Raw genomic sequence first — 12085 nt, forward strand, 5'->3', positions numbered from 1 at the left:
ATGCACACTATCAAGCGTAGCGTTGTTTGCCCTGAATGAAGAGTGTTTCATCTGTACGCGTCAAAGCGTCGCGATCTACCCCGTCTTTCGATGGGACTGGTAGAATCGCCGCCGGTTCACACGAGGTTTATCCATGCACGATCCCCACAGCGAACGCATGAGTGGCAGCGAGACCCGCGCAGCGAGCGGTCTGGCCCTGGTGTTCGCCTTCCGTATGCTTGGCATGTTCATGGTGTTGCCGGTACTGGCAACCTACGGCATGGATTTGGCGGGAGCGACCCCGGCCCTGATCGGGTTGGCCATCGGCGCTTACGGCCTGACCCAGGCGATTTTTCAGATCCCGTTCGGGGTCATTTCCGACCGCATTGGCCGTCGCCCGGTTATTTACCTCGGGCTGATCGTCTTCGCCCTCGGCAGCGTGCTGGCCTCTCAGGCCGATTCGATCTGGGGCGTGATCGCCGGGCGAATCCTGCAAGGCGCCGGGGCGATTTCCGCAGCGGTCATGGCGTTGCTTTCCGACCTGACTCGCGAGCAGCACCGTACCAAAGCGATGGCCATGATCGGCATGACGATTGGTCTGTCGTTCGCCGTGGCCATGGTCGTCGGGCCATTGCTGACCCGTGCGTTTGGCTTGTCCGGACTGTTTCTCGCCACCGGTGGCATGGCGCTGGTGGGCATCGTCATCGTCATGTTCATGGTGCCGAAATCGACCGGGCCGCTGACTCACCGCGAATCCGGTGTGGCGCGTCAGGCGTTGATGCCGACGCTCAAACATCCTGATCTGCTGCGCCTCGATCTGGGCATCTTTGTGTTACATGCCATGTTGATGTCGAGCTTCGTCGCGCTGCCTCTGGCACTGGTCGAAAAAGCCGGTTTGCCCAAGGAACAGCACTGGTGGGTCTACCTCACCGCGTTGCTGGTTTCGTTCTTCGCCATGATCCCGTTCATCATCTATGGCGAGAAGAAACGCAAAATGAAACGAGTTTTGCTCGGCGCCGTGACGACGCTGATGCTGACTGAGCTATTCTTCTGGCAGTTCGGTGACAGCTTGCGGGCTCTGGTGATCGGCACGGTGGTGTTTTTCACCGCGTTCAATCTGCTGGAGGCTTCATTGCCGTCGCTGATCAGCAAGGTTTCACCGGCGGGCGGGAAGGGCACGGCCATGGGCGTGTATTCCACCAGCCAGTTCCTCGGTTCGGCACTCGGCGGGATACTCGGCGGCTGGTTGTTTCAGCATGGCGGTCTGTCGGTTGTGTTCCTTGGATGTGCCGGGCTGGCTGCACTTTGGCTGGCCTTTGCTGTTACCATGCGCGAACCTCCCTACGTGACGAGCCTGCGCTTGCCGTTGTCGCCCGAGGCGATCCGCGAAGCGGGTCTGGTCGAGCGCCTCAAGGCCCTCGTAGGGGTAACCGATGCAGTGATAGTTGCTGATGAAGCGGCTGTTTACATCAAACTGGACAAAGAATTAGTGGATCGCGACACCCTCGAACGCCTGGTGAACAACCCGGCCGGGGCTGCTTGCGACGCCTAGGAGAACGTTATGGCCCGTGGGGTTAACAAAGTCATATTGGTCGGCACTTGCGGCCAGGATCCCGAAGTTCGCTACCTGCCTAACGGTAACGCCGTGACCAACCTGAGTCTGGCAACCAGCGAACAGTGGACCGACAAGCAAACCGGTCAGAAGGTCGAAAAGACCGAGTGGCACCGTGTTTCGATGTTCGGCAAAGTCGCCGAAATCGCCGGCGAATACCTGCGCAAGGGTTCGCAGGTTTACATCGAAGGCAAGCTGCAGACCCGTGAGTGGGAAAAAGACGGTATCAAGCGTTACACCACCGAAATCGTGGTCGACATGCAAGGCACCATGCAACTGCTCGGCGGCCGTCCACAACAGGGCGACCAACAAGGCGGTGGCAACAACTATCAGCAGTCCGCTCCAGCTCCACGCCAGCAGGCGCCGCGTCCGCAGCAGTCGGCTCCGCAACAGCGTTCGGCCCCGGCTCCTCAGCAGGCCGCACCGCAACCGGCTCCGGATTTCGACAGCTTTGATGACGATATCCCGTTCTGATTTGCCCGCTGAATCACCTTTGATTTAGCCTCGAAGCCCCCGCATTGCGGGGGTTTTGTCGTTAAGGGCGGGCCAAAAATGTCGCCTCGTTCAACTCATGACCGATGAGTCGTTTGGTCTGGTTACGGAAAGTTTCGCACTGAGTCTTGAAGGCTGCCGCCAGTCGCACCATGATCCGTACCTGCGACTGGATATTCAGGCGCCTTTTTGCAAAAGCAGGATCCCGGGGAGCTGGGCTGCGTCCATCACAAAAACAAGAGAAAACGATGAGCAGTAGCAAGAACAAGGAAATCGAGTATCTGCGCGGCGTGGCCATCCTGATGACGGTGTTGGCCCATAGTTCGTTGTTGTTGCCATTCCATAGCGACTTCATGCAGAAAGTGTTCAATGTGTTTTCCCCGTGGTCGGGGGTGGACCTTTTTTTCTGTATTTCCGGTTACGTGGTCAGCAAAGCGTACCTCGACTATTTTGATAAAAATCGTGAGCAGGGCCGATTCGGCCTCGCGGCCACCTCGTTCTGGATCCGGCGGGCCTACCGCCTGCTGCCCACGGCGTGGCTGTGGGTATTGATTCCGCTGGCGTTCTCGATCTTTTTCAACCAGTCGAATGCATTCCAGTCGTGGTTCGATAATTTGCGCAGCTTCACGGCCGTCGCCACCTTCACCGGCAACCTGGCGAACCAGTACGGTGTGCTGCTGGGGCCAAATTCGGTGTACTGGAGCCTGGCGCTGGAGGAGCAGTTTTACTTCATCTTCCCGCTGTTTCTGCTGCTGATCACATCCACCCGTTGGCGAGTAATCGCCCTGCTCGCACTGATTGCCGTGCAGTTCCCGTTCAATCGTTATGCCTTCGGCGGGCCAACGGCGGCCATGCTCTTCTCGTTCCGTCTGGATGCGATGATGTGGGGGATTCTTCTGTGCCTGTTCACGCGCACCTCACTGTACAAAGACATTGAGCCAGTGGCGCTGGGCGCCAGCCTGATCAAACGGTTCGGGTTGACGCTGTTCTTGCTGTACATGCTCGGGGCCATTGCCGGGCAACTGATCGCCATGCCCATCGCGGTGGGGCTGATCGCGTTGAATGCATTGGTTCTGGTCTGGCTCTCGAGTTATCAAAAAGGCTATGTCTACTGCCCGGCGTTCTTGAGTGGAATTGCCCAATGGCTAGGCTCGCGTTCTTACGCTTTGTACGTCATACACATGTTCGCCTACCACTTGAGTACCGAAATCTGGAGTCGAGTGGCCAGCGACAGAGGTGTCGAACTGGGGCCTGAGTTCACCGTGGAAATGTTGCTCACCTCGTTTGCGATCATGTTGGTCTGCAGCGAGTTGAACTACCGTTTTGTCGAGACTCCGCTGCGTCGACGCGGCGCGGAAATCGCACGGCGCAGAATGGCTGGTGTGAGCACGTCGGAAACCGCCAGGGACAAACTCCCGGCAGATCGTCCGGTACGCTCGACAGAGCTGTCTTGACCGAGGGCGAAAAAAACCGTAGAGCTCACGCGCTACGGTTTTTTTATGGCTGAAAAGTGGCCTATGGCTCAGTCGAGGATCAGGTGCGGCAGGAAGCGGCTCGAGTCTTTGGTGATCAGGCTGTTGTCTTCGCGCACGCCAATCCCCGCTGCTTGATCGCCAATCACCCACGAACCAATCAGCGTGTAGCTGTCGCCAAACTTCGGCAGTGGCGCAAATTCCTGCAGGATAAACGGCGCATCGGTGTAGGGCCCGTCTTCTTTGACGATCAGACCTTCAGCCGTGTGCAACTCAATGTTCGCGCCTTCACGGGAAAAGTACGGCTTGCGCACCCAACCCTTGGGCACCGCACTGGCCGGGTTTGGATCAAGGTGCGCCGCGAGCAAGTTCGGATGACCCTTGTGCAGTTCCCACAATAAAGGGAGCGCGCCTTTGTTCGACAGAATCGCCTTCCACGCCGGTTCAAAAAACTGCGTATCGCACTCGGCAATCGCCGCGCCGAAAGGTTCGTGGAAGATGAACTCCCAGGCGTGCAGCTTGAACAGGTGCGGGATCCAGCGATCCTGCAGATCGACAAAGCGGCCCTCAGAAGTCAGGCCAATGTCTTCAATGTCGATGTGCCGCGATTCGATGCCGACTTTTTCTGCGATCAGCCGCAGGTAATCGGTGGTGCCCTTGTCTTCGATCGAGTCTTTCATCGAAGAAAAATAGAACGGCCGCGTCAGCTTCAGTTCGGCAAAGGCCTGATGCAGCTTGGTGTCGATGCTGTTGAACTGGTCGGCATTCGCCGGCAGCGTGCCGCGCTCGATGCATTGCTCCAGCCAGCCCCACTGAAACGCCGCTGCCTCGTACAGGCTGGTCGGCGTGTCGTAGTTGAGCTCCAGCAGTTTCGCCGGGCCGTTACCGCTGTAGGAAAAATCCATGCGCCCGTACAGATGCGGATGACCTTCGCGCCAGGAGGTGCGGATCATGTCGTAGTACGGCGCAGGGATGCTCAGACGATCCAGCAACTCTTCGCTATTAACAACCCGGTCGACCAGATCCATGCACATCTCGTGCAGCTCGGTGGTCGGATCCTCAAGATCGTTTTCGATCTGCGCGAGCGTGAACTGGTAGTACGCGCTTTCGTCCCAGTAGGGCTCGTCGTCGATGGTGTGAAACATAAAGCCGAGGCTTTCGGCGGTCTGTTTCCAGTCGGGGCGCTCGGCGCAGAGGATTTTCTTCATCGTCAGCTGCTCGAGCGACCGGAACTGCTGCCCCAGCCACCCCAACCGCTGCGAGCACTCGACTGGCTACCGAAGCCGCCGCGCGAGGTCGACGAGGCAACGTTGACCGGTTTGCTTTTGCTGCTTTCGTAATCCGTTTGGCTGCGCGTCGTCGTTTCGGCTCTGCGGTATTGCGTCGAAGTGTTGTAGGGCTGGCGTGTGTCGCGATCGCGGTACACCGTGCGATTGACGTTGTTGCTCATCGCATTGCCGATCAGCCAACCGGTCAGCCAGCCACTGCCGCCGCCACTGGAGGTGTGCGAAGTGTTTTGCACATTCTGCGCGGCGGCTGCGTCACCCGCCGGCATTTGCGCGCCGGCGATGGCGTCGAGGTTCTGCGCCGGTTCACCGTTCTGCGGCACTTTGAAGCCGCCGAGTTTCGGCACGAAGCGGCCGTCGGAATTTTTCTGACACCAATCGGCGGCGAAGTCGGCGTCGCACTTGGCCTTGTCGTCGTACGCCGGGGCGATGCGCCGGTGTTCGGTCAGGGCTGCGACGTAGGCGTTGGAGCAGACATCGGCGGCCACTTCGGCATCGACGCACTGTTCCACGCTCTGGAAGTTACGCGGCTGCTCGACCGCCGCCGCTTCACCGGAGATGGCCATGGCCACCGACGCGGCGAGGGACAACTGCACATATTTACTGCGTTTCATCGAAGGCTTCCTGCCGGTCAGTTGGACGGGGTCATGCACGCGGCGTTAAGCATGCCGACGCTGATGGCGACCGCTGCCACGTAAATGCCCGAAGCGATTTCACCGTTGGCAATGCGCTGCGAGGTGCCTTTGAGCACCAGGCCGGTGGCGAGGAATGCCAGCAGTTGCACAACAGCGGCAATCACCGCCCACAGGACGAAGTCGAGGACATTGACCGAGAAGGCGATCACGTTGCTGGCCGGGATCGCGAAACCGATGATCGCACCGGACAGGGCAATAGCGGCGGCGACGTTGCCGGAGCGAATCAACTCGAACTCTTTGTGCGGGGTGATGCGCGTGTAGACGAATTGGAACAGCATGAACAGCAGCACGGCGCCGATCAGGTAGACGACGAAACCGACCAGCGCGGTTTTGTTCAGGGAAACGGCCAGCACTTCCAGCATGAAAAACTTCCTTTTTTAGATGGGGCTCAGATCAGTCGTGTACAGCGAGATACCCAACGAGGTGCTCAGGCTGACGGTGCCTTCTTCGTCCTGTTCGACGGAGAACAGCAGCAGTTCGCGGCGATCGGTCAGGCCGGTTTCGCGTGCATATAGCATCGAGTGGTGTTCGATGGTGTAGGACTCGTCCGGATTGATGACTTGTTCGGTCATCGGCACCAGTTCGGTCTGGCCCTGTTCGGTGCCCCATTCGCGGGTGTACTCGACGCCATCGTGGGTGTAGGTCGGCAGGCCGATCGCGCTGTTAGGGCCGGCCAGGCGCTGCAGTTCGGCGTCACTGTTGACGGTCACGTAACTGAGGTAGTTGAACAGCGTGACCGATTCGATCTGGTCATCGCCGGTAACGTGGATCTGCAGCCAGAAATCCTCGTCGTTCATGTAATAGCGGTGCAGTTTGTTCGACTGGCCGAGGTCGACCCAACCGGCGCTCCAGATCGCTTGATCGAAGGGCACGCGCACCGTGGTCGAACCGTCGAGCAACAGCGCCAGCGTCGTATCGAACCTGACAGCCTTGCCCTGGGCCATGCCGAGTGGGCCACTGGCAACGGTCGGTGTCGGCGCAGCGGTCTGCCAGTTGCTGGTGCCCAGCAAATCTTTAAACCATCCCATGGGTACGTTCCTTGAGGCGGGTGGAAGTGTTCGTCGGCGGAAAAAAGCGTGGCTAGTGTACCGGGCCGGGATCCCATGTAGGAGCTGCCGAAGGCTGCGATCTTTTGATTTTGTTTTTAAAGACAAGATCAAAAGATCGCAGCCTTCGGCAGCTCCTACACAGGGCAGGTTGCGATGTTACTGAGCGGATTTCTGCTTCAGGCGCTCAAGAATCGCGTTGGCGCTGCCGGCGTTCGGGGTGATGCCGGCTTCTTGCAGTTTGCGATCCAGGTCATTGCCGGTCGCGGCGTCTGCCAGTTCATCGGCTGCACTCAGCTCGGCGGCGCGTTGCTGCTGCTTGGCCTGCAGACGGTTCAGAGTGCCCACTGCGGTTTCCAGTTTGCCGTTGGCACCGCCGCTGGCGATGGACGCACTGACCTGAGCCTTTTGCACGCTGTCGCGGGCCTTGGCCATGTCGACTTGCTGGCGCAGGCTCTTGATGCGGGCTTCGGCCTTGTTGATGTCTTTGCGCATGTTTTCGGCGTAGACACCGAACTCGTCGCTCTGCTTTTTCTCGGCATCGAGGTCGTTGGTCAGGGTCGAAATCGCTTCGGCCACTTCCAGCGCCAGGTCTTCACGGCCAGCGTTGAGTGCAGACACAGCCTTGGCTTCGAGATCCTTGATCTTGGCGTCGTACTCGCTCACGCGATCGGCGGCCAGTTTGTGCTTGGCCATGATGGTGACCAGCTCGCGACGTGCGTTCGACAGGGCGGTGTCGGCATCGCGGATTTCCTGATCGAGGATGCGCAGGGCCTGTTGGTCGACGATCGATTCGCCGACTTCATTGGCGCCGCCGCGCAGCGCGGTGAACAACTTGCTCCAGATGGACTGAGTCATTGGATTTTCCCTGTTGATTACTTGAAGAAGTGTTCGAAGGCTTCGCTCGCGCGCTGCACGTTGTCGACCAGGGTTTTCACCTCGGTGACGACGTTGGTCAGGCTCGAGTCGGCGCTGAGGGCGCCAAACATGTTGTAAACGGTCTGCCCGTTGGGCATCGACTCGATACCGATCGACGACAGCGGGAACATTTCCCGGCTGCGCAAGACGGCGTCGTTGAAGGCGTGCACGTCGGTGATCGAATCGATATCGACCAGCACGGTGTCAACGATGATCTGTTGACCGGCGACGGCGATGTGAATCGGCAGACCGCCGAATTCGTTCATTTCCAGCTTGATGCTGGGTTCGGAGCTCTGGATCAGCGACAGCGTGATCTCGTGCGAAGCCACCTCGTCCAGGGCCTTGAGGGCGTTGAAGAGGCTATCGATATTCCAGTTGTTGCCTGCGCTCATGTAATTCTCCGACATGAAAGAGCCAGCCAGAATCGGTTGGCGTAGCTGTTGCTCCATTTGCTTGAGCAAGCTTCGGTTTTCGGGAAGCACCCAAGTTTCGTGTTTCACATAACCGGCAGCGGCCAGGCCCGCACGCATCTGCTTCATATAAAAGCTCGACGGTTTTTTTGCGGACGCCTTCGCGCGCTCTCCCTTGGGACTTTCGGATTTCGCGGTGGGGGAACGGCTTTTCATGGCTATGACTCGGTTATGAACATCTCACGCGTGAGCCACACTACAACCAATCCAAAATGCCAGCAATGACTCACGCGTGAGTTTTTTAAGACAGACGAAAAAAGGCCCGCAACGTGGCGGGCCCTCTGTTTATAGACTGTTTGCAAAGTGTTGCTTAGCGATCAGCCGACAGAAATTCGTCCGTCGAGATCACACTGGCGTAGGCAAAGCGCAGTGCCGACATGAACGCAGCGTGTACATGGGCGGCAGGCACGGTCAGGCCGTTGAATTCCAGATCGCGGCTGGCGCAGGCGTCGTGAATCACCGTCACGGTGTAGCCAAGATCCGCTGCCGCGCGAGTGATGCCATCGACGCACATGTGGCTCATGCTGCCGACCACCACCAGCTCCTTGATGCCTTGCTCATCGAGGATCGATTGCAGTTCAGTCTCGCGAAACGAATTGACGAAGTGCTTGAGCACGACCGGCTCGTCGGCGCGGTTGAGCACTTTCGGGTGCAGCTTGGCGCCGTCTGAGCCCGGGGTGAAAAACGGCGCATCCGGCGAAGTGAATTCGTGGCGGATGTGCACCACTGAATCGCCCGCCTCACGGAACGCTGCAATCAGTCGCACGGCGTTGTCGGCGGCGGCATCAGCGCCGACCAGCGGCCACTTGCCTTGGGGGAAGTAGTCGTTCTGGATATCGACTACGATGAGTGCTTGCTTGGCCATGGGTGTGTCCTCGAAGTGCTTGTTGGTGTGGTGCAAGTATTGGCGCTGGCCGATGATTCGAGGATTGGCCGCACCGACAATAGACAGGGGAGAACTGACAATGGGCGTTGAAAAAGCCGCCATCGCTGAACTCGGCGTGCTGATCTATCCCGGCGCGCAGATGGCGGCGGTGCATGGCTTGACCGATCTGTTCGGCGTGGCCAACCGCATTGCCGCTGAGCATCAGACCGCGCAATTGCCGGTGCTGCGGGTCAGTCATTGGCAGGTCAACGGTGATCAGCCGCCCGCGCGGGTTTACGACAGTCATCCGGGCGACGAAAGCGATTTGCTGGCGGTGCTGATTCCGCCGTCAATTGGCGGCTTCAGTTCGGCAAACATGCCACCCAGCCTTGCGCAGTGGTTGCGCGATCAACATGCCCGTGGCGCGACACTCGGCGGAGTCTGCGTGGGTTCGCTGATGTTGGCGGAAAGCGGTTTGCTCGATGGCCGTAGCGCCACCACCCACTGGACGTCGGCCAAGGCGTTCGCCGAGCAATACCCGAAGATCAAATTGAAAGCCGATACGCCCATCGTCGATGACGGCGACCTGATTACCACCGCTGGATTGATGGCCTGGTCGGAGCTTGGCTTGCGCCTGGTCGACAGGCTGCTCGGGCCGAGCATCGCCACCGGCACCGCACGTTTTCTGGTGATCGAGCATAGCGACAGTGCCAGTGAGTGCGGGAGCAATTTTGCACCGATTCTCAGCCATGGCGATGCGGCGATTCTCAAGGTTCAGCATTGGCTGCAAAGCACCGGCGCGACGGATGTTTCGCTGACCGCGATGGCCGAGCGTGCAGGGCTGGAGGAGCGCACGTTTCTGCGGCGGTTTCGCGCGGCGAGCGGGTTGAAGCCGACCGAGTATTGTCAGCATCTGCGGGTGGGCAAGGCGCGCGAGATGCTCGAGTTCACCAATGGCACGATCGATCACATTGCGTGGACGGTGGGGTATCAGGATCCGGGAGCGTTTCGGGCGATCTTCAGGAAGATCACCGGGCTGGCGCCGAGTGATTATCGGGCGCGGTTTGGTGTGACCCCGAACTTGAAGGCGACAAATTCTTAATGTGGGAGCGAGCCTGCTCGCGAAAGCGGTGGATCTGCGAAATTGATGTGGACTGACACTACGTCTTCGCGAGCAGGCTCGCTCCCACAATGAACCCCACAGGGCTGAGGATCGTGCAATTTGCCGGGGATTTACGGGTGGTCGTGCAGATTGAAACAGGCGTGGTGCCAGCACGATTTCGCCAAGTTTTTGATTAAACAAAAGTTTCCGTAGAGCAGCCGTTGGCCTGATCTCTGCACCCTTCACCGCTACAGTCATCGAACCGAGGGAAGGGGGACGCATGACCCCGATCACCCGCAGGAAAATCGTCGTCGCCCACTCGGTGCGTGCCGGCGCGCCGCAGCATGAAGTGCAAACCAACAAAGCGCTGGCCCGCTGGCTGGCGCAAATTCTCGGGTTCAAATTCGGTGGCAGTTACGACCCGGAAAAACATCGCGGTCGTGACCTCTACTTGCTGCCGACGCAAACCATCGTCGGCGCTACCCACGCTCACGAGCTCGGCATCAAAGGCCCGGAAGATTTGTGGGGCGGATTTGTCGAGCACGACTTCATTTGCACCAAAGCCATCAGCCACGGTTTGCGCAGCCACTTGGCTCATGCGCCTGAGGGCTGGTCGCCGCTGTTTTCCGAACGGGTGCGCAACGTGGTGCTCGACGGCCTCAGCGTGTTTTCCCTGGAAGATGCGCGACCCGCCGCCGAGCATTTGCTGTACAGCGGGCCGATCCGTTTGAAGCCGGTTCATGCCTGCGCCGGTCGCGGCCAGGAAGTGATCAAGAGCCTCGACGCCTTCGATGAAATCCTCGCCCGGCCCGATAGCGAAAAACAGTTCAGCGAAGGCGTGGTGCTGGAACAGGACTTGAGCGACGTCGTTACTCACAGCGTCGGGCAGACGTTCATCGGCGACAAAGTGCTGAGCTACTGCGGTGATCAATACTTGACCAAAGATGCCCACGGCGAAGACGTGTATGGTGGTTCGAACCTGCTGGTGGTGCAGGGCGGCTATGACGATCTGCTGGCGCTGGATCTGGCGGATGATGTCCGGCTGGCCATCGAACAGGCGCAGATTTTCGACAGTGCCGCCGATGAAGCTTATCCGCGCTTCTACGCCTCGCGGCGCAATTACGACATCGCTCAAGGGTTGGACAGCAACGGCAAAACCCGCAGCGGCGTGCTCGAACAATCCTGGCGCATGGGCGGTGCCAGCAGTGCTGAAGTTGCCGCGCTGCAAAGCTTCGTCAACGACCCGGGGATGCGCGCGATTCGTGTGTCGTCGGTGGAAACCTACATCGATCAGCCGCTGCCGGCGGACGCCATCGAGGTGTATCGCGGCCCGGCGGAAAACAGTGAATTTCTCCTCAAATACGTAACGGTCAAATCTTATGACGGCTAGAAGCGAAAGCATTCAAATCGACATTGATGATGAACAGATGAGCGGGACGTTTCTCAGTCCCAAATCGAAAGTCCCGGGGGTATTGTTTGTTCACGGATGGGGCGGCAGTCAGGAGCGAGATCTTGAACGGGCCAAAGGTATCGCCGGGCTGGGTTGCGTGTGCCTGACCTTCGACTTGCGCGGGCATACCGGTGGCACCGGAATTCCGCTGACCCGCGTCACCCGTGAAGACAATCTGCGTGATCTGCTTGCTGCTTACGATCGCTTGCTCGCGCATCCGGCGCTCGATACCTCGGCGATTGCGGTGGTCGGCACCAGTTACGGTGGTTATCTGGCTGCAATCCTGACGTCGCTGCGCCCGGTGCGTTGGCTGGCGCTGCGGGTGCCGGCGTTGTATCGCGACGAGCAATGGCACACGCCGAAGCGGGAGCTGGATAAAGCGGATTTACGTGATTATCGAAGCACGCTGGTGCGCGCCGACAGTAACCGTGCGCTGCATGCGTGCTCGCAGTTCACCGGGGATGTGTTGCTGGTGGAATCGGAAACCGACGACTACGTGCCGCACGCGGCGATCATGAGTTATCGCGCGGCGTGTCAGCAGACGCATTCGTTGACGCATCGGATTATCGATGGCGCCGATCACGCGCTGAGCGAGCCGGTTTCGCAGCAGGCTTACACCTCGATATTGGTGGACTGGATTACCGAGATGGTCGTCGGCGAACGGTTGAGCATTATTCAGTCTTGAGGATCAAAAGATC

At 59.1% G+C, this 12085-nt stretch carries 13 protein-coding genes; 6 read left to right on the forward strand and 7 right to left on the reverse strand.

Features of this window, described 5'->3' with window-relative positions; all coding sequences use genetic code 11:
- Nucleotides 1-133 precede the first annotated feature (133 nt).
- From KFS80_RS24795 to KFS80_RS24805, 3 genes are all read left to right on the forward strand, one after another.
- Complete coding sequence (locus KFS80_RS24795) at nucleotides 134-1531, forward strand: MFS transporter (RefSeq protein ID WP_053124304.1); 1398 nt, start codon at nucleotides 134-136, stop codon at nucleotides 1529-1531.
- Nucleotides 1532-1540: 9 nt separating this feature from the next.
- Entirely contained in the window at nucleotides 1541-2065 is a 525-nt protein-coding gene (locus tag KFS80_RS24800; RefSeq protein WP_008081898.1) for a single-stranded DNA-binding protein, read from the forward strand.
- Between the two features lie 170 nt (nucleotides 2066-2235).
- Entirely contained in the window at nucleotides 2236-3537 is a 1302-nt protein-coding gene (locus KFS80_RS24805) for an acyltransferase family protein (protein ID WP_246542010.1), read from the forward strand.
- Nucleotides 3538-3605: 68 nt separating this feature from the next.
- Here KFS80_RS24805 and KFS80_RS24810 read toward each other — a convergent pair whose 3' ends face one another.
- From KFS80_RS24810 to KFS80_RS24840, 7 genes are all read right to left on the reverse strand, one after another.
- Nucleotides 3606-4763, reverse strand: a complete 1158-nt coding sequence (locus KFS80_RS24810; protein WP_212546238.1) for a glutathionylspermidine synthase family protein — start codon at nucleotides 4761-4763, stop codon at nucleotides 3606-3608.
- 2 nt (nucleotides 4764-4765) lie between these two features.
- Complete coding sequence (locus tag KFS80_RS24815) at nucleotides 4766-5455, reverse strand: DUF1190 domain-containing protein (protein WP_212546239.1); 690 nt, start codon at nucleotides 5453-5455, stop codon at nucleotides 4766-4768.
- A 17-nt stretch (nucleotides 5456-5472) separates the two neighbouring features.
- Nucleotides 5473-5898: a DUF350 domain-containing protein gene (locus KFS80_RS24820; protein ID WP_053124298.1), complete on the reverse strand. Its 426-nt coding sequence runs from the start codon at nucleotides 5896-5898 to the stop codon at nucleotides 5473-5475.
- A 15-nt stretch (nucleotides 5899-5913) separates the two neighbouring features.
- Nucleotides 5914-6564 carry a DUF2491 family protein gene (locus tag KFS80_RS24825; protein ID WP_053124297.1) on the reverse strand — a complete coding sequence of 217 codons (651 nt, stop codon included), beginning with the start codon at nucleotides 6562-6564 and terminating at the stop codon, nucleotides 5914-5916.
- A gap of 177 nt (nucleotides 6565-6741) precedes the next feature.
- A complete protein-coding gene (locus KFS80_RS24830) occupies nucleotides 6742-7440 on the reverse strand; it encodes a PspA/IM30 family protein (protein WP_053124296.1) in 699 nt (232 codons plus the stop codon).
- 17 nt (nucleotides 7441-7457) lie between these two features.
- Complete coding sequence (locus tag KFS80_RS24835; RefSeq protein WP_246542012.1) at nucleotides 7458-8039, reverse strand: YjfI family protein; 582 nt, start codon at nucleotides 8037-8039, stop codon at nucleotides 7458-7460.
- Nucleotides 8040-8280: 241 nt separating this feature from the next.
- Nucleotides 8281-8835: a cysteine hydrolase family protein gene (locus tag KFS80_RS24840; RefSeq protein WP_159814923.1), complete on the reverse strand. Its 555-nt coding sequence runs from the start codon at nucleotides 8833-8835 to the stop codon at nucleotides 8281-8283.
- Between the two features lie 100 nt (nucleotides 8836-8935).
- Here KFS80_RS24840 and KFS80_RS24845 point away from each other — a divergent pair, with 100 nt between their 5' ends.
- The 3 genes from KFS80_RS24845 to KFS80_RS24855 all read left to right on the forward strand — a co-directional run bounded on the left by KFS80_RS24845 (nucleotide 8936) and on the right by KFS80_RS24855 (nucleotide 12072).
- A complete protein-coding gene (locus tag KFS80_RS24845) occupies nucleotides 8936-9937 on the forward strand; it encodes a GlxA family transcriptional regulator (RefSeq protein ID WP_212546241.1) in 1002 nt (333 codons plus the stop codon).
- Between the two features lie 280 nt (nucleotides 9938-10217).
- The gene (locus tag KFS80_RS24850; RefSeq protein ID WP_212546242.1) at nucleotides 10218-11327 is read left to right on the forward strand and encodes a DUF3182 family protein; all 1110 of its coding nucleotides are present in this window, start codon (nucleotides 10218-10220) and stop codon (nucleotides 11325-11327) included.
- Entirely contained in the window at nucleotides 11317-12072 is a 756-nt protein-coding gene (locus KFS80_RS24855; protein WP_008081888.1) for an alpha/beta hydrolase family protein, read from the forward strand. Before KFS80_RS24850 ends, KFS80_RS24855 begins: the two co-directional genes overlap by 11 nt.
- The last annotated feature ends 13 nt before the right edge of the window (nucleotides 12073-12085 follow it).

The sequence above is a fragment of the Pseudomonas rustica genome (genome assembly GCF_018336155.1).
Lineage (GTDB): Bacteria > Pseudomonadota > Gammaproteobacteria > Pseudomonadales > Pseudomonadaceae > Aquipseudomonas > Aquipseudomonas rustica.